The sequence below is a fragment of the Thermovirga lienii genome (assembly GCF_036847465.1).
GTDB lineage: Bacteria > Synergistota > Synergistia > Synergistales > Thermovirgaceae > Thermovirga > Thermovirga lienii.
This window is the reverse complement of record NZ_DAITZW010000017.1, coordinates 19,806-36,589: the sequence shown is the minus strand read 5'-3', so window position 1 is coordinate 36,589 and position 16,784 is coordinate 19,806. Positions and strand designations below refer to the sequence as shown.

17 protein-coding genes and 1 pseudogene are annotated in these 16,784 nt (G+C 48.8%); 8 read left to right on the top strand and 10 right to left on the bottom strand.

The window, feature by feature from the left end:
• Positions 1-60 precede the first annotated feature (60 nt).
• Positions 61-1,311, top strand: coding sequence for a M20 family metallopeptidase (locus V7Z69_RS06055; protein WP_334139139.1), 1,251 nt, complete (start codon positions 61-63; stop codon positions 1,309-1,311).
• On the opposite strand, the pseudogene V7Z69_RS09950 reads toward V7Z69_RS06055, so the two are convergent.
• Positions 1,296-1,370, bottom strand: a pseudogene (locus V7Z69_RS09950) (B3/B4 domain-containing protein); the annotation flags it as partial. The gene V7Z69_RS06055 and the pseudogene V7Z69_RS09950 sit on opposite strands and share 16 nt — an antisense overlap.
• A 131-nt stretch (positions 1,371-1,501) precedes the next feature.
• On the opposite strand from V7Z69_RS09950, the gene tnpA reads away from it, so the two are divergent.
• Together tnpA and V7Z69_RS06045 are read left to right on the top strand one after the other, a co-directional pair.
• Positions 1,502-1,900 (top strand): IS200/IS605 family transposase, encoded by a 399-nt coding sequence (gene tnpA / locus V7Z69_RS06050; RefSeq protein ID WP_014162499.1) that lies wholly within the window; start codon positions 1,502-1,504, stop codon positions 1,898-1,900.
• A gap of 12 nt (positions 1,901-1,912) precedes the next feature.
• Positions 1,913-3,022 (top strand): RNA-guided endonuclease InsQ/TnpB family protein, encoded by a 1,110-nt coding sequence (locus V7Z69_RS06045; RefSeq protein ID WP_014162500.1) that lies wholly within the window; start codon positions 1,913-1,915, stop codon positions 3,020-3,022.
• An 82-nt stretch (positions 3,023-3,104) separates the two neighbouring features.
• Here V7Z69_RS06045 and V7Z69_RS06040 read toward each other — a convergent pair whose 3' ends face one another.
• Complete coding sequence (locus V7Z69_RS06040) at positions 3,105-3,395, bottom strand: hypothetical protein (RefSeq protein WP_334139138.1); 291 nt, start codon at positions 3,393-3,395, stop codon at positions 3,105-3,107.
• 111 nt (positions 3,396-3,506) lie between these two features.
• On the opposite strand from V7Z69_RS06040, the gene V7Z69_RS06035 reads away from it, so the two are divergent.
• Positions 3,507-4,709 (top strand): MFS transporter, encoded by a 1,203-nt coding sequence (locus V7Z69_RS06035; RefSeq protein ID WP_334139137.1) that lies wholly within the window; start codon positions 3,507-3,509, stop codon positions 4,707-4,709.
• Here the strand turns inward: V7Z69_RS06035 and V7Z69_RS06030 are convergent.
• Together V7Z69_RS06030 and V7Z69_RS06025 are read right to left on the bottom strand one after the other, a co-directional pair.
• Positions 4,706-5,026 (bottom strand): hypothetical protein, encoded by a 321-nt coding sequence (locus tag V7Z69_RS06030; protein WP_014162502.1) that lies wholly within the window; start codon positions 5,024-5,026, stop codon positions 4,706-4,708. The genes V7Z69_RS06035 and V7Z69_RS06030 overlap by 4 nt on opposite strands.
• Positions 5,027-5,087: 61 nt before the next feature.
• Positions 5,088-6,257, bottom strand: a complete 1,170-nt coding sequence (locus tag V7Z69_RS06025) for an MFS transporter (protein ID WP_334139134.1) — start codon at positions 6,255-6,257, stop codon at positions 5,088-5,090.
• A gap of 131 nt (positions 6,258-6,388) precedes the next feature.
• Between V7Z69_RS06025 and V7Z69_RS06020 the strand changes: the two genes are divergently transcribed.
• Together V7Z69_RS06020 and V7Z69_RS06015 are read left to right on the top strand one after the other, a co-directional pair.
• On the top strand, positions 6,389-7,987 hold the full coding sequence (locus V7Z69_RS06020) for a M20/M25/M40 family metallo-hydrolase (protein ID WP_334139132.1): 1,599 nt from the start codon (positions 6,389-6,391) through the stop codon (positions 7,985-7,987).
• A gap of 37 nt (positions 7,988-8,024) precedes the next feature.
• Positions 8,025-8,516, top strand: a complete 492-nt coding sequence (locus V7Z69_RS06015; protein WP_334139130.1) for a QueT transporter family protein — start codon at positions 8,025-8,027, stop codon at positions 8,514-8,516.
• A 19-nt stretch (positions 8,517-8,535) separates the two neighbouring features.
• On the opposite strand, the gene V7Z69_RS06010 is transcribed toward V7Z69_RS06015, so the two are convergent.
• From V7Z69_RS06010 to V7Z69_RS05990, 5 genes are read right to left on the bottom strand one after another with little or no spacing between them, the layout of a single operon-like run.
• Complete coding sequence (locus V7Z69_RS06010) at positions 8,536-9,468, bottom strand: ABC transporter ATP-binding protein (protein ID WP_334139128.1); 933 nt, start codon at positions 9,466-9,468, stop codon at positions 8,536-8,538.
• Positions 9,465-10,253, bottom strand: a complete 789-nt coding sequence (locus V7Z69_RS06005; RefSeq protein WP_014162507.1) for an ABC transporter ATP-binding protein — start codon at positions 10,251-10,253, stop codon at positions 9,465-9,467. The genes V7Z69_RS06010 and V7Z69_RS06005 overlap by 4 nt, the downstream gene beginning before the upstream one ends.
• Complete coding sequence (locus V7Z69_RS06000) at positions 10,250-11,452, bottom strand: ABC transporter permease (RefSeq protein ID WP_334139124.1); 1,203 nt, start codon at positions 11,450-11,452, stop codon at positions 10,250-10,252. The genes V7Z69_RS06005 and V7Z69_RS06000 overlap by 4 nt, the downstream gene beginning before the upstream one ends.
• Positions 11,449-12,432 (bottom strand): ABC transporter permease, encoded by a 984-nt coding sequence (locus V7Z69_RS05995; RefSeq protein WP_334139122.1) that lies wholly within the window; start codon positions 12,430-12,432, stop codon positions 11,449-11,451. The genes V7Z69_RS06000 and V7Z69_RS05995 overlap by 4 nt, the downstream gene beginning before the upstream one ends.
• Complete coding sequence (locus tag V7Z69_RS05990) at positions 12,429-14,114, bottom strand: ABC transporter substrate-binding protein (protein ID WP_334139121.1); 1,686 nt, start codon at positions 14,112-14,114, stop codon at positions 12,429-12,431. The genes V7Z69_RS05995 and V7Z69_RS05990 overlap by 4 nt, the downstream gene beginning before the upstream one ends.
• A gap of 142 nt (positions 14,115-14,256) precedes the next feature.
• Here V7Z69_RS05990 and polX point away from each other — a divergent pair, with 142 nt between their 5' ends.
• Both polX and V7Z69_RS05980 read left to right on the top strand, forming a co-directional pair.
• Positions 14,257-16,002, top strand: a complete 1,746-nt coding sequence (gene polX, locus V7Z69_RS05985) for a DNA polymerase/3'-5' exonuclease PolX (protein WP_014162511.1) — start codon at positions 14,257-14,259, stop codon at positions 16,000-16,002.
• Between the two features lie 25 nt (positions 16,003-16,027).
• Entirely contained in the window at positions 16,028-16,378 is a 351-nt protein-coding gene (locus tag V7Z69_RS05980) for a cupin domain-containing protein (protein WP_014162512.1), read from the top strand.
• Here the strand turns inward: V7Z69_RS05980 and V7Z69_RS05975 are convergent.
• Positions 16,365-16,784 (bottom strand): MFS transporter (locus tag V7Z69_RS05975; RefSeq protein WP_334139118.1); only part of this gene is annotated, 420 nt, incomplete at its 5' end. The two genes, V7Z69_RS05980 and V7Z69_RS05975, sit on opposite strands and share 14 nt — an antisense overlap.

The following is a 16,784-nucleotide window of genomic DNA, read 5'->3' as shown; positions in this document are numbered from 1 at the left end:
CATATCCCTTGAACCTGCCAACCTGGACAGAAGGAAAAGGGCGGAGAAGAGAAAAGAGGCATGAAGTTTTCCATAGACGTTAAGGAAGCCCAAACCCTTACGGCGGACCTGGTAAGAATTCCAAGCCCTTATTTCCAGGAAGAGCCCGTTATGCGCTTTGCCTTCGACTGGCTCGAGAAGGCGAAAGTCCCCGTGGAGTTTCATCGATTTCATGAAGACAAGATATTGAATTACGAAGGAATAAATGTGTGGGGAGTTGTAGAGGGAGCAAAGTCGGGACCCACAGTTGTTCTGAACGGGCACCTGGATACGGTGAAACTTTGTGAGGGATGGACCCGGGATCCTTTTGGAGCAGAGGTTGAAGATGGTAGGTTATATGGTCTTGGAGCCTGTGACATGAAAGGCGGATGTGCCTCCATAATGCTGGCGCTGAAGCATTTTTTGATGCGTAATGGCTCTTTCTCGGGAAGAATAGTCTATTCCCTGGTCTGCGACGAGGAAGGGCCCTTTGGCTTGGGGACCGATGCCTTGATTATGGACGGCATAATACCCCAAAAAGCAGATATAGCAATAGTTACCGAGCCAAGCAGCGCCTTTGCCGGGGTTGTTTTCCCAGCCGTATGTTTGGGAGCTAGAGGAGGGTACAATTACAAACTTTCCTTTACGGGCAAGTCGGCACATGGCGCCTTCCCGGAGCAGGGTATAAACGCCGTTTCCGATGCTGCCAAGGTTCTGCTGGAGTTGGAGAAAACTTCCATGAGGTTTGACGAAAAGCTTGGTAGGGGAAGTATCTGCTGCATTGATTTTGAGGGTGGAGGAGCGGCCCTATCAGTGCCTGACAGGGCGGAGTTTTCAGTGTTCCGACACACTGTGTTGGGGGAGGACAAGGACACGATCCTCGAGGAGGTCAAAGCCGCAGTGGAAAGGGCCAATATAAGGTCAAAGGTGGATTTTAAGTTTAGAGAGGCACCCCACCCAGAGTGTGATGGTTTCCCAGCCTATGTCACGTCGCGGGACAATGAATACGTAAATCTTTTTGAGGAAAGCACAAAACATGTGACAGGACAAAGCCCCAAGGAAACCTATTTTGCCAGCGTAGGTGACTTTTGTTACATCGGTGGGAAGCTAGGCATCCCAACGGTTCTTTTTGGTCCTTCGGGAGGAAATTTTCACGGTCCTGATGAGTACGTGAATATTGAGGATGTGAAAACTACAACGGAGGTGATATTAGAGTTTTTGGAAAGGTCGTTAAACTTGTCTATGTCTTCGCCGCCACATGGTAAGGCGTACCTCAAGGAGATGGAGTTGTAGATATCAACCAGGGGATTGATGGTTCCTATGTGCTCTCCTTTACTGATCCTTTTTAACATTTTTTCCGAAAGAAGTCTCCCACTTCTAAATGAAGTGGGAGATGAATTTCGGTTAGGTATAGTCTAAAGTTGTCTCTTTTTTGTGTGTTATTATATAATCAGTTTTAGAAAAATGAAAGGTTGTTGTATCAATGAAATTAGACAATAATAACCATTCAGTGTTCATGTTGTATTATCATCTTGTTCTGGTTGTAAAATATCGCAGACAAGTGATTGACGATACCATATCTGACTATGCAAAAGATATGTTTGTGAGATTGGGTAAAAATTACAATATTTCCTTGGTCGAATGGAATCACGATATGGACCATATGCATATTTTGTTCAAAGCACACCCAAATAGTGAATTATCAAAGTTCATCAATGCCTATAAAAGTGCAAGTTCTCGACTGATCAAAAAGCATTTCCCGCAAGTGAAACGAAAACTGTGGAAAGAATATTTTTGGTCAAGAAGCTTTTGCCTGCTTACAACGGGTGGTGCGTCCATTGAAGCAATAAAAAAATATATAGAAAATCAAGGTATGAAGTGATGTGGTGTCGATATGGCAAACAAAGCCTATCAGTTCCGTCTATACCCAACAAAAGAACAAGAACAACTGCTTACCAAAACCTTCGGTTGTGTCCGTTTCGTGTATAATAAAATGCTTGAAGAGCGCATACAAATGTATGAAAAGTTCAAGGACAATAAAGAATCCTTGAAACAGCAAACATTTCCAACCCCTGCCAAGTACAAAAAGGAGTTTCCTTGGCTAAAAGAAGTGGACAGCCTTGCGCTGGCAAATGCCCAATTGAGTTTGCGGAAAGCGTTTCAAAACTTTTTTTCCGGTCGTGCTGGATTTCCCAAGTTCAAAAACCGCAAGGCGAAACAGTCATACACCACAAATGTGGTGAATGGCAACATCAAGCTTTCAGATGGCTATATCAAGCTGCCCAAACTGAAATGGATCAAGCTCAAGCAACACCGGGAGATTCCTGCCCACCATATCATCAAGGCTTGTACGATCACGAAAACCAAAACAGGAAAATACTATATTTCTATTCTCACAGAGTACGAACATCAACCTGCACCAAAAGAAGTACAAACGGTTGTTGGGCTTGACTTTTCCATGAGTACGCTGTATGTCGATAGCGAGGGTAAGAGAGCCAATTATCCTCGATTCTATCGCAAAGCATTGGAAACATTAGCGAAAGAACAGCGTAAATTGTCTCGTAAAAAGAAAGGCTCGAATCGTTGGCATAAACAGCGTCTGAAAATAGCGAAGCTGCATGAGAAAATTGCCAACCAGCGCAAGGACTTTCTGCATAAGGAGTCGCACAAATTAGCGAAACGGTATGATTGCGTGGTCATCGAAGACCTCAACATGAATGGAATGTCACAAGCCCTCCATTTCGGTCAACGCGTTCATGACAACGGCTGGGGCATGTTCACCACGTTCCTTCGGTACAAATTGGAAGAACAGGGGAAGAAGCTGATCAAAATCGACAAATGGTTCCCCTCATCCAAAACGTGTTCGTGCTGCGGTCGGGTTAAGGAGTCTCTATCGCTTTCTGAACGTACATTCCGCTGTGAATGTGGATTCGAGACCGACAGAGATGTCAACGCAGCCATCAATATCAAACATGAAGGTATCAAACAATTATCTATTGTTTGATTTATCTTGAACCGTGGGACACACGGGGATAGCTCGGTCAATTTCTCATCATGAGATGAGATTACCCGAGAAGCCCCCACCTCTAAGCGAAGCGTAGGTGGTGGGAGCATGTCACCAAGGATTCTATTGATGATCTTGCGCCTTTCTTGGTTTTAAACTTTTTGAAAGCCTCCCTCCACACCTTTACTACATCATTTTTGCTCAGCGTTGGGTTTTTCAAGTATTTTAATGCCGCATTTTCAGCGTTCATGAGCATCTCTTTGTATCGGTCGTGATCCCTTGCGGAGTTATCTACACCGCGACAGACGACAACACCTATCTTGGCATCGGGGAATATGTGCCAAAAAGAATCTTCTACAGTAAATTTTTTCACTAAAGTCCCTCCTGTTATGGATTTTCCTAATATTCGAGAATATTATGTGCTGCTACTTTATTTAATCTCATTCTGATAATATTATGCCACATGAGGGAAAGAAGGAGGGATATGTTGAATTTACTTGGACGAGTCAGAGTGGAAGCCCAAGTCCTTTTTAAAGATAGCCAATATAGGGATTATATGTTGCTTTTAGTGATCTCCTTATGCCATTACACTGCTGTCATGGTGTTTTTTGCTTTCCCTCTCCAGGTTGTCAAGTGGGGATACGATACCATGGATGTAGCCATTTTGGCCTTTTCCATGGATGGTGTGCTTTTGGCCATAAGGCCCTGGGTCAAGAAGCTGATAGATAAATACAAGGCCAAAAAAGCCCTATTCATCTCCTCTGTGTTTCTCCTTTTGGTTCCAGTTATATTGACATTGGCAGGAAGGTCCTTTCCCTTGCTGGCCGTGGCCAAAGCCGTCCATGGGGTGTCCCTTTCCATCTTCATTGTGGCAAACCTGGTGTACGTTCATGCCCTTTTCCCTCCAGGCATGATAAGGAAAGCCCTTTTGTGGCTTGGTACCACCGCAATACTGCCCCAGCTGTTTTTCATATCCTTGGCGGAGAAAGCCATTATGTCCGGGAGATTATGGTTGTTTTATGGCGGAGTAGCTACGTTGGCGGCCACGGCGCTTATGCTCTCATTGCGCCTTGGCGACAGAGGGGGAGAGCTCGAGTCTCCTGCAAACATATCTTCCCTTTTGAGGAGAAAGGAATTCTTTTACATTGCCTTTTTGGTTTTTTTTCAGGCCATGGTGATAAGTGTCTCCAGCAACTTCATTGCGTTGCTTTTAGAAAAACGGGGGATCTCCTTGTGGCGTTTTTTCACTCCCTATGCTGCGGGAACCTTACTGGTCAGGGGACCGCTGGCTTCATGGGTTAGCAAGATCTCCCCGAGGGCGGTCTTGGTTTTGGGGTTTTCCACGTTGAGCCTGTCTGTGGCACTCCTTGCGGTCTCATACAACCCCACGTGGGTTTTGGTAAGCTCCTTTTTGATCGGAATGTCCTTTGCGCCTCTGCAACCCACTCTAATCTCCGTTGCCGTAGAGAGGATAAAATATGAAAGAAACGCCTTGCTGACGGCTGTTATAACTTCTGACGACATGGCATGGACCTTTGGGCCCCTAATAGGTGGCTTTTTGGGCAGGTCTTCCGTGGTTGTGGCTTATTACGCCTTGGTGATGGTGGCCGCCTTTGCCGCCTTATTGTCGTTTAAAGGTTTTGGGGGACCTGCTGAAGATGGCCCCCCGAGAAAAGATGTGTCTTAGCATGCCTTTTTTTGCTGGTGTTTTTCCATCCTTGCTCTATCTTTTTCTTTCTTGTCCAGGGACATCCGAACTGTTACCTCGTCGTCGGTGAGCCAGAAGTACTCAAGAGGTAGATTTAGTATCTCTTCGGTGTTCGTGGCTGATTCGGTGAACATTATCCTTATTCGCCCGCTCTTCCCAGCCTCAAGGTTGGTCACCACTATATCACTGTTCTCAACATCAAAATAAACTTTCATATAAAGCCGGCATAACTGTTCTGCTCTTGCCTCCATTTTCTTGTGCAGTTCAAGATACTGGTCTACTTCCATTTTAAGCAATTAAATCACCCTCCTTCAGTGCGACATTATATCACATCATCTCGGTAAAACGCCATACCCTTTATATGTTCTTCCAGCGCAGGAAAAACAAGGGCATGGGAAACCAGGGAAGAAGGGCAATGAAGGAAAGGGTTGTCTCCAACCCCAAGCTGTCTGCTATGACCCCTAGGGGTGCTATCAAGACGCCCCCCAATCCGAAGGCAACCCCCGTTACCAAGGACGCCACAACGCTTCGGGATTCTGGAGCTTTTTTCTGAGCCGCAGCACCCGTTACCGGGAGGAGGGCCTGTAGCAGGGCTATGCCAATCATGTATAGGCTTATGGAGAGGAAACCTTGGGAGAACGCCCCAGGCAAAAGAAACAAGGGAGCCAAGGTCATGCCTGCTGCTATAACCTTTTTCTCTCCGAGCTCATCTGCCAGCTTGCCTCCTATCATGGGAGAGAGGGTTCCGATGATGCTTATGATGAACAGAATGGTGCCTATGTCCACCAGGCTTCCCCCCTTTGCGGCTATCAAGAGGGGAAGAAAGAACCTTATGCCCTGGATGGTCGTATCCCTTGATATGGATACACCCCATATGGGAAAAATCTTCTTTAGCGTTTTGGCCATGGTTTTTATGAAATCCATGGGTGAGGGTTTGTTCTTAGAGTTGTTGATGGCCAGTTTCGGTATGGCTTTCCATGTAAGGTACGAGACAAAGGCTACTGGCACCATGGCCCCCAAGGGCATAAGTACACTTGGACCGAAAAGCTCGTACAGGGAAATGGCATATAGTGAGCTGACTGTGGAACCTAGGATGCCGCCGACAGCGAATATAGCAAGGGATGACGCAAGTTTTCCTGGGGGTACAATGTGACCTACGCCTCCATGGCCCAGGGGATGGTATACGGCGCTTCCCATACTCTGAAGTCCCACGAAAAGGATTGCTAACCCATAGGTTGGGCTTAGAGGCAGCATGCTTGCCCCAAGGGCTGTAAGGAGAGGGCCTGCTATTAGGGCATAGGGCCTTGAGAATAGGTCTGAAATATATCCTGCAAGGGGCTGGATTACCACGTGCATGCCACCAGAAATGGACTTCAAAAGCCCAGCTTGAGCATATGTTATTCCTAAGCTCTCAACTATCAATGGCACGAAAGTGGGCAAGAAAGAACCGTGAACGTCGTTTGTGAAGTGAGATAAGGCCATGACTAACAGCTTGAAATTCTCCTTTATAAACTTCCTTTTTTTCAAAGGTACCACCTCGCAACAAATATAATATCCTAGATGTTATACTGTATCCTAATGAGAAAGTCCACCTGAGGAGGACAGCATTATCCTTTGAATGGAGAGGTGTTGTTATGACCTTGAATAAATCTCAACTGATGGAGCTGCTCCTTGAGCTTACGGAAGTACCTAGCGTAAGCAGGACGGAGGGAGAGGTCCGAATGGGAGCCTTCATAAAGGAGAAACTCCTTGAAAGGATACCTGGCTTGAAGGATACTCCCAAAGACCTGCTATGGCATCCTCTGCCCAATGACCCCCTGAAAAGACATGTGGTTGGAGCCTTAGTGCGCTCTGCAAGGCATACCGCGGACACTGTTATCCTTACAGGTCACTACGACGTCGTGGATGTAGCCGATTTTGGAAAACACAAAAGCCTTGCCTTCTCTCCCTTAGAGTACACCAAGGCCCTTCATGGGGAGCCCCTGGAACATGAGGTACAAGAGGACCTTCTTTCAGGAGATTACCTTTTCGGCAGGGGAATTATGGACATGAAATGTGGTCTGGCTGTAGAAATGGCCCTTCTGGAGAAGTTTGCGGCCAATCCCTCGGATTTGCCGGTAAACGTCCTATTCTTGGCCGTCCCCGACGAGGAGGATAGCTCTGAGGGGATGAGGGCAGCAGTTAGCCTATTGGTGGAGCTTCAGGAAAAGGAAGCCCTCCGCTACCTGGGAGCTATTTTGACGGAGCCTTCCAGTGCAGGGGCTCAAGTTGAGGGTAAAGAGCTCATTTTCTTTGGTACCGTAGGCAAGTTGATGCCCTTTTTCTATTGCATCGGCACAGGAGCCCATGTGGGCCAATACTACAGAGGTCTCAGCGCCACGCTTCTTGCATCCTTCTGCAACCAGCTAATGGAAGCCAACCCCGACCTGGTGGAGGAGGTTGGGGGGGAGAAGGTGCCACCACCAGCTTGCCTTTACTTTAGGGACCTGAGGGATTCCTACTCGGTCACCCTTCCTGACCGGGCCCTGGTATATTATAATCTCTTGACGTTGAGAAAGTATCCTGCAGACATCCTAAAGGAGCTCAAGAAGATAGCTGAACAGGCTTTCAGACAGGCCCTGGATCACCTGGCGGATTCGGCGAAGAGCGCTGGTTTTGCTGCCGATGAATTTTCTCCGCTGGTCTTGACCTTTGAGGAGTACTTGACCGAGATCGCCCGGGAAAATCCTGATATAAAGAGCAAAATCCGTGAAATTGCCTCTGAGCTTGCCAATATAAATGACGATAGGGAAAGGGCCATAGAGCTCCTCAAGAGGCTGAGCGAAAGGGATTTCTCCAGAAAGCCCAAGATAGTAGTGGGTTTTCTGCCTCCCTGGTACCCCCACAGGGAGAACACCAGAGAGAGCGCCCCAGACCTTTTGGTCGCCAAGGTAGCCCAGAAAGTAATGGACGAGGCCAGGGAGAAATTTGGCACGGAAATGGAGATAAAGGAATTCTTTGGCGGCATATGTGACTTAAGCTACATGGGCTACAAAGGCAGCGCCTTTGACCCCTTCTGCATAGCGGCCAATATGCCAGGTTGGGGAAGCATTTACAGAGTAGCAGTTAAGGACCTTATGAAGCTGGACATTCCGGTCCTCAATATAGGACCGTCGGGTAAGGATCCTCATAAGCCAACAGAGAGGCTTTATCTGCCTTTCTCACTGGAGGTCTTCCCAGCCCTCCTTGAGAAGGCAGTGAAGTCCTTCAAGGAATGATTGAGGACAAGTAAGAAACAGGAGGGAAGAACTAGATATGTTCAATGACGTCAAGGAAGCTTGGAGGAAAATGGCAACACCAGGGGGGATAGCAAAGGCAGCTTTGATAGGAGCAGCCTACGCAATGCTTACCATCTTTTTCGCGCCCATTTCTTATGGCCCAGTGCAGGTAAGGGTATCTGAGGCCTTGACTCTCCTCCCCTGGATATGGGTGGAGGCCATCCCGGGGTTGTTCGTGGGTTGCATCATAGCCAATTTCGCTGGAGGATTTGGCATAATAGACGTGGTCTTTGGAAGCTTAGCGACGCTTCTTGCCGCCATCTTGACGAGGAAGATGCCCAGCAAGGTAACGGCCGCGGTCCCTCCGGTCGTGGTGAACGCAGTGATAGTAGGTGCATATCTTTCCTTTTTGACGGATTTTTCATGGCAAGCGGCCATGCTGTACGTGGGGATAGGCGAGGTAGTGGCTTGTTTCTGTCTGGGAGTTCCGCTGCTTATATTGTTGGAGAAGAAGTTCCCCAGGGCATAAGTTGTATATTGCAGTTTCTTCAAATCAACCAGCAGGCGACGAAGTGTCCTGGTGCCACTTCCCTGAGCGGAGGGGTTTCTTGGCACTTCTTACTTCCTTCCGGGCACCTTGCCAGAAAAGGACAGCCTGAGACTATGATGTTCGGCTCTCCCTGTTTTAGGGAGGGCCTTTTTATTTTCTTGTCCAACCCAGGGAGGGCGTCCAGCAGGGCTTTTGTGTAAAAATGAAGGGGGGTTTTAAGTATTGCCTTGGATGGGCCAGTTTCCATTACCCTGCCGTGAAAAAGTATTATACAGCGCTCTGTGGCAGCAGCGGCCAGGTACAGGTCGTGGGTCGTTAGAACTAGAGCGGAACCTTTTTTTACGTATCTTTGGAGCACGTCCAGTATGTCGCCCCTATTTGAGGCGTCCTGCATGCTGGTAGGCTCATCGGCGAAGATAACCTCAGGGTCTGTTGCGAGGGCCCTGGCCAAGGCCACCCGCTGTTTTTGGCCTCCAGAGAGAGAAAACCTCACCCTTCCGTTCAATATCACCTCGTCAGTTATACCACATAGGGAAAGCATTTCTTTGGCCTTTTCCCTTGCCTCTTTTTTGTTCATTCTTTTGCATATCACAAGAGGTTCTGCTACCGCATCCAGGGTGGTCAAGGTTGGAGGTATGGAATCGTAGGGGTTTTGAGATATGTACCCGCAGCGCTGGCGGGTTTCTATCAGTTCTTTTCTGCTGCAGTGTTGTATGTCCTTTCCCAACAGCAGCACCTTGCCCTTTGCCAGAGGAACAAGGCCAAGAGAGGCTCGTGCTGCTGTGGTTTTACCGCTTCCCGACTCTCCCACTAAGGATAGGGCTTCTTTCCTATAAAGGGTCAAGTCAATGCCCCTAAGGGCGTGGAAAACCTCGGAATTTTTTTCGAAAGAGACCCAAAGGTTGGATATCTCAAGGACTTTTTGCTTCACGTTCTACTGCCCCTTTCCTCGATGGACCTTATGGATTCCACCAGTTTCCTTGTGTGGGGGTGGGTGGGATTATTTAGTATTCCTGAAGGGGTTTGAACCTCCACGATCTCGCCCTTATGCATGACCGCCAGCCTGTCGCAAACGGACAGGGCAAGGGGAAGGTCATGAGTTACCATGCATAAAGTCATTTGGTTTTTCTGAGTTATCTCCTTTAGCAGCAAGATTATTTCGGCCTGGGTTATCACATCTAGTGCCGTTGTAGGTTCATCGGCCAGTAGGCATGGAGGCTTGCAGGCTAAGGCCATGGCTATGGCCGCTCTCTGCTTTTGCCCCCCGGACAGTTCGTGGGGGAAACGATCTAAGAAACTTTTAGGCAGCCCCACCATCTTCAAAAGCTCCTCTGACTTTTCAAAAGCCTCTTTCCACAAGAAACCCAGGTGATGGACCAATACTTCCGATATCTGCCTACCTATGGTCAAGACAGGGTTGAAAGAGCTCATGGCTCCCTGAAGGACCATGGAGCATTTTCTCCAGCGGAAGGACTGCAGGGCCTTGTCGTCCAGGGATGTAACGTCTGTTTCTTGGAATATTATTTGCCCTGAAAGCATCGCTTCTGGAGGTAGAAGCCTCATTATGCTGTGAAGTAGGGTGCTTTTGCCGCTGCCCGATTCTCCTACGATTGCCGTGGCCGACCCATAAGGAATGTGAAAGTTTATGTTTTTTAGGGCCGCTACGGTTCCCCTGGGGGTTCTGTACGAGACCGACAAAGATCTAAGCTGTATCATCTTTTGCCACCACCTCTGAGCCTGGGATCGGCCATTTCCTCCAGGGTTCTGCCCAAGTCCAGGAAGACGAGACAGATTAGGGATATGCCAACGCCTGGTGGAAGTATCAGCCACCAAGCACCTGTAGTGAATGCCCCGAAGCCATGGGCCTCATTGAGCATTCGCCCCCATGAAATTATCCTTGGATCTGAAAGTCCCAGGAAGGATAAACCAGCCTCTGCCAAGATGGCTGAGGGTACTCCTAGGGCTATATTTGCCAGGAGGATTGGAAGACTCTCAGGCAAAAGGTGTCTGTACATGATGTAAGAGGGCCTGGCGCCCAAGGCTCTCAATCCCTCAACGAAGGCGTTTTCCCTTAGGGAGAGAGTAAGGGACCTTATTGTCCTTGCCGTTCCCATCCAGGAAAAGATGCTCAAGATGACTATAAGCTGCCATAGGCCCTTCCCCCATATTCCAGCAAGGACCATCAGTATGGGGAGCCCAGGTATGGCTAGGAGTATGTCCACCAGCCTCATTAAGATAGTGTCCACCATTCCTCCTGCATAGCCTGCCACCAATCCGACGGAGACCCCTAGGAGTGTCGCCAGTATTGTGGCACAAATTCCTACCAGCAGAGACACCCTTATTCCCAACAGGAAAAGGTGAAATACGTCCCTTCCCCTTTGGTCTGTTCCCAAAAGTCCCCATCTGGCCCCCTCTATTCTCACGTGGATTGCTCCAGATCGGATGTCCAAATCGTCCGGAGACATCCTAAGAGTATATTTCCCTTTTGATGGAAAGAGCTTCTCCATGGGATTGTCGAAGGGTGACAAACCAAGGGAAGTCTTAAAGCTCATGTCTCTTCCATCTATATCCACATTAAAGGAAGGGAGGTCTTCGTTTCTTGCAATTTCTATCCTATCTCCATCAGGTGTTTCCCACACCAAGGATGCACTAGAGGGCTTGTTCAGTTCCACGGTGCCCCATATGGCGATGTTCGGTGGGGCAGGGTAAACCCATTGGAACTGGGCCGCCCTCGTCTTCGGAGTCAAAGTGAACGTCATGGCAGGAGGAGAATCCTTTCCTATCCATAGAGGCTTGGAAAAGGGCGAAGCTACCTGAGTCTCAGCGTTCATGTCGAACAAGCTAGGTCCCCAAATGCCCGCCAAAATAAACCCTATCAAGAGCCAGAAACTGAAACGCCTTAGGAGCCTTTTCATTCCATTTTCCTCCCAAGCCTTATCCTAGGATCTACCAGGCCGTATGCGAAATCGGCAGCTAGGTTGCATATTATGGTTATAATGGCTAAGAGGTAGAAGGCAGCCCCGGCGGCAGGGTAGTCATGTCCCAGTATGGAGTCAAGCAGGAATTTACCCACACCGTGTAGAGAGAAGACCGTCTCTGTTATAACAGCACCGGAAAGGATCCCGGGAAGGGCCAAAAGGAACATGGTCACTATGGGCGGTAGGGAAGCCCTGAACGCATGTCCCCAAAGAACCTTGTTTTCTGGGAGCCCCTTTGCCTTTGCCAGGAGGATGTAGTCCTCCGACAAGGTCTTGATCATGAGGTTTCTAACGTAGATGGCCCATGAGCCAAAGCCCAAGAGGACCAGGGATGAAATGGGTAAGGTCATGTGCCACAAAAAATCCCATAAAGCCATTATCCCTTCAGGCGGTGGGACTGATAAAGACCCCCTTATGGGGAATATGGGGATGGCCCACCCAAATACCAAGAGCAAGACCAGCTGGACGAAGAAGGAAGGGAAGGAGAAGGAAACGGATCCAGCCAAGAGGACTACCTTCTCCAGGATGCCTCCTCGTTTGTGAGCTGCCTTCACCCCTAGCCATGTTCCTAGCGCGGCAGAGAGCAAAAAAGCTGTTCCCAAGAGGAATACCGTATTGGGAATTCTGGTTTTAAGTTCCTCCCACACGGGTTTTTGGGATAGGAAAGAATGTCCGAAGTTGAAGGTGACCAGGGATTTTACGTAAATGTAAAACTGCCTGTAAAGGGGCAAATCCAGGCCAAACTGGGATCTGAGGTGCATCTTTGCCTGGGGAGAAAAATGAGGATCTATGATGGTGCTAACAGGGTCGCCTGGCATTATGCGAAACAAGAAGAAATTTAGTACGAGCACCACCAAGAGTACCGCTATGGATCCTGCTATGCGCCTAGTCCAGTAGTTTCGAAAAATTCTAGTCATCTTTTCCAATATTCATCATACCTTATCAAGTGCACAAACTCTCCCGGTTTGTACTCCGTAAAGATGAAAGGGCCAGTTCCTATAAGTTGCGTTAGTTTAGGGTCATTGGGGTTATTAAGCCTTTCCGGCCTCCAACTCTTCCAGTCCTTCACGTTCCTCAGGAGGTGGGCTGGGAAGATAGGCAGGCCTCCTATGTTGTGCAAGTACCAATAGCTTGTCCTATCCAGGGTCACTACGACCTCCTGATCGCTCGGTGTTTCAACAGATATTACATTGTTCACTTGATCGAAGTACCTTGGGATTTTGTGTTCCTTCAAGTAGAGTATGGTTGCTTTTACGTCCTCTGCCGTGAAGGGTTTACCGTCTTGCCATGTGACGCCTTCCCTTAAGCGAAACTTGAGGATCGTCAAGCTGTTTTCGCCGTTGTCCTTGGTTTCTACGGCCCATTGCTTTGCAAGCCACGGCACATCCTCCAGGGTGTAGGGGTCGGTGGCAATCAAGGATTCATATATAAGGCCCAAAACGGACCAATCGTAGGCAGAGCTTGCGGCCAGGGGATTTAGGGTCCTTGGGTCCTCCGGCAGGCACCAGTATAGGGGCCTCATTTTGCCCGCTTTAGGCTCCATGTTGAGAAGGCTCCACATGTTGTCTGCTGTGGTCTTCTTGGAGTATATGACTCCTTTCCAGTCTTTTCGTATGGCGGATATCATGTAGCGGGAGTATATGGGAATCCACGGGGCCTTTTCAGATAGCATTCTCTGGGCCTCTTTCGCATAAGCGGTCGCCGATTCCTTGTCCTTGGCCCAACGGAGCTTCTCCAGGACTTCATCTATTGCTTGGTCGTGCAGGCCTTGGATGTTGTACCCTCCCTCCGTGTCCATGGATGAGTGGAAGAAAGCAAACAGGTTGTCAGGGTCGCGGCTGAGGCTCCAGGCCATAACGAAGAGGTCAAAGTCGTGTTTGTCCAGGCGTTTTATCATCATGGAAAAATCCAGCATCTGTAGTTCCACTGGCAGTCCAAGGTTCACGAAGGAATCGACTATTCTTGCAGCCAGTTCCGCCGTGGTAGGCGCTGCCTGGGCAGTAGGGCAGAGGAGGTATACCTTCTTCAGGGGCTTTTCTTTCCCTGGAGGTATCAGCACTCCTTCTTTGCTCCATCGCCATCCAGCCTCGGATAGGATGGACCTTGCCTTATCTGGATCGTAATCGTAATGGGTAACGTTGGGTTCGTAATAGGGCGAGACAGGAGGCAGGTATGTAGACACAGGCATGCAGTACCCTGCGAACAGGTCTCTCACTATTTTCTTCCTGGGCACGGAATGGGAGAGAGCTTTTCTGAGTGCCAGGTCATTCCATGGAAACTCCCTTAGGTTGAACCCCATGAAGAATATGTGAAAGCCTTCAGATAACGTCAACAGAATATCGTCTCTTGCTGCAAGCCTCTTAATGTCCACGGGCCTTATTATGTCACTCAAAACGTCCAGTTTTCCGGTCTCCAATGCGAGGATCTGGGAGTCAGGGTCTCTGTATATGACCATGTACAGATCTTTGATCTTTGGTCCCCTGATGCTGTTTATGTCTATTTTCCCGTCCATTCCCAGGGACGGAGCCGATGGCAAGGAGGAAACGCAGACGATAAACGTTACGATAAATAAAAAATATGTCCTAAGGGCTTTCGTCATTTTTCCCATCTCCCTCACGTGCTTGTTAACAAAATATAGCACAGTTTGAATTATAAAGTGTAATGCCGGCAAATATCTTAATTACCGATACAGTGTGTATAATTTATGATAAAGCAGGAAGAAATACATAGAGGTGAAAAACGTGTCAGAGAGAGTGGATAACGAAAAAGCAGCGCAGATTTTGGAAGAAATAGCTGACATGTTGGAAATACAGGGAGAGAGCGTTTTCAAGGTCAATGCGTATAGGAGGGCTGCGGAGAACATAAGGAGCCTGGGAAGAGACTTATCCTCCATGGTGCAAGATGGGAGCATATTTGCCGTTGAGGGGATCGGTAAGGCTATAGGGGAAAAGATAACCGAGCTGGTGACAAAGGGAAGATTGGAATATTACGAAAAACTCTCACAAGAGGTTCCCCGCTCTTTGCTTGAGATCTTGGAGATACCTGATATGGGTCCCAAGAGGGTAAAAGCCGTCTGGGAGAAGTTGAAAGTCACAACCATAGAAGAGCTGGAGGAGGCCGCAAAAAGCGGAAGGCTGGCGGAGCTTCCAGGTTTTGGACCTAAGAGCGTCGCCAGGATTCTTGCCGGGATAGAGGAGAGAAAGAGAGCTCTTGAAACTCACAGGATACCTCTGGTAAGTGCCTGGATCCTGGCCGAGATGGTGAAGGAAGGGCTTTTGGGCCTTCCAGGTTTAAGAATCGAGGTGGGAGGGTCCTTTCGCAGGAAGAAAGAGACCGTGGGAGATCTGGACTTTTTGGTGTCGTCCCATGACCCTGAGGCAGCCGTGGAAAGGTTCTGTTCCCTTCCTATGGTCCAGAAGGTCCTACTGAGGGGTAGCAAAAAGGCAAGCGTCCTATTCAAAGGTTCAATCCAGGGGGACCTCAGGGTGATCGAGCGTTCTAGGTGGGGGACGGCGCTTCAGTATTTTACCGGTAGCAAGGAGCATAACGTACAAATGCGAGAGCTGGCGCTGAAGAAAGGATTTAGTCTTAGCGAATACTCCTTTAAAGCTGTTGATGGGGGAGACGAAATCCTTTGTGCAGAAGAAGAGGAGGTATATGCCTTTTTAGGCCTTCCATGGATACTGCCGGAGCTCAGGGAGGGCAGAAGGGCCGTTGACGAGGCGTTGAAGGGAAATCTGCCCAACGTGGTGAACGAGGAAGACCTCAAAGGAGACCCTCACGTTCACACCCTGTGGAGCGATGGTTTTAGCTCCATTGAGGAAATGGTTTTAAGCGCCAAAGAAAAAGGCCTCAGATGGATTGCCATTACCGATCATAGCGCCGCCCTTGCCGTCGCTGGGGGATTGGACACTGCAAGACTGAGGTCTCAGATGGTTGAGATAGACGATGTAAACCGAAAACAAACTTCCGTTCGGGTATTGAAGGGGGTGGAGGCGGAGATTTTGGCTGACGGAACCGTTGATGTGCCGGGTGACTTAGTGGATGAACTGGACATAGTGATAGGATCTCTTCATCTTTCCATGCGCCAGTCTAGGGAGGAGATAACTCGCAGATATTTGAAGGCCATAAGACACCCCAGGGTGCACATAATAGCTCACCCAACCGGTAGGCTCTTGGGGCAGAGACAGGGGATGGATGCAGACTGGGAGGTCATATTCGAGGAAGCTTCGAGGACTGGAACCATATTGGAGATCAACGCTAACCCTTATAGATTGGATCTTCCTGATTATCTTGCGGCCTTGGCCAATGAGAAGGGATGCCTTTTCTCCATAGGGTCAGATGCCCATAGAACCTCCCAAATGGAACTTTTGCATTTTGGCGTCTCAGTTGCCCGCAGGGCCTGGATCAATAAGGATAGGATAGTGAACACTTGGGAACTTGACAAGCTACTGGATTGGGCGAAGAGTAAGCATGATCGTCTGTAAATTATTATAAGGAGGTATGGAAAGTATGTTCTTCAAATTTTCGGAGACCAAGGGTTTCAGGAGAGAAGGGCTGCAGAACGGGCCTGGTGGGGCTCTTTATTATCCCTTCATAGCCATTGGGGAAAAGCCTCAGGGAAGCCATTTCAAGATGATTGCACGAATAGAATTGGATCCCAAGGCGGCAGTTGGAGAGCACGAGCACAAGGGAGACGAGGAGGTTTATTTCGTCGTATCAGGGCATGGTGTATTCACTGACGATGACAAAAAGTATGAAGTAGGGCCAGGGGACGTCATGGTTACTTTGGATGGCCATAGGCATTCCCTGAAGAACACCGGCGAAGAGCCTTTGGTCTTCATGGCCATTATCGCTGAGTAGGTTTGAGGGCAAAATACAGGACAGAGGCCATTACAGCGGCCAAAATTGCTCCAGAGGAAAAGACACTCCTTATGCCAAAAAGGGAGTAGATGCCCCCCATGAGGAATGGGCCCAGGGTTTGCCCCAGTCTTAAAGACATGCTGTTCAAGGATATGAAGGCGGCCCTGTTTTCCTCTGGGGCAATGTTTGTGATCATGGTCATCAGTGTGGGCATGTTGAGCCCTTGGGCAGCGCCTATCAGCCCCGCCGGGATTAGGGCGCTGGAGCAGCTAGGCAGGTTCAGCGCTATTATTAGAGCAAGGCAATAAAGGGCAAATGCAAGAAAGAGGCGGTACCTTTCGGATAGGGCCTTGGATATCCTTCTCATGTTGAAGGCAACGACAGCGCTGGTAAAGGACATGAAGGC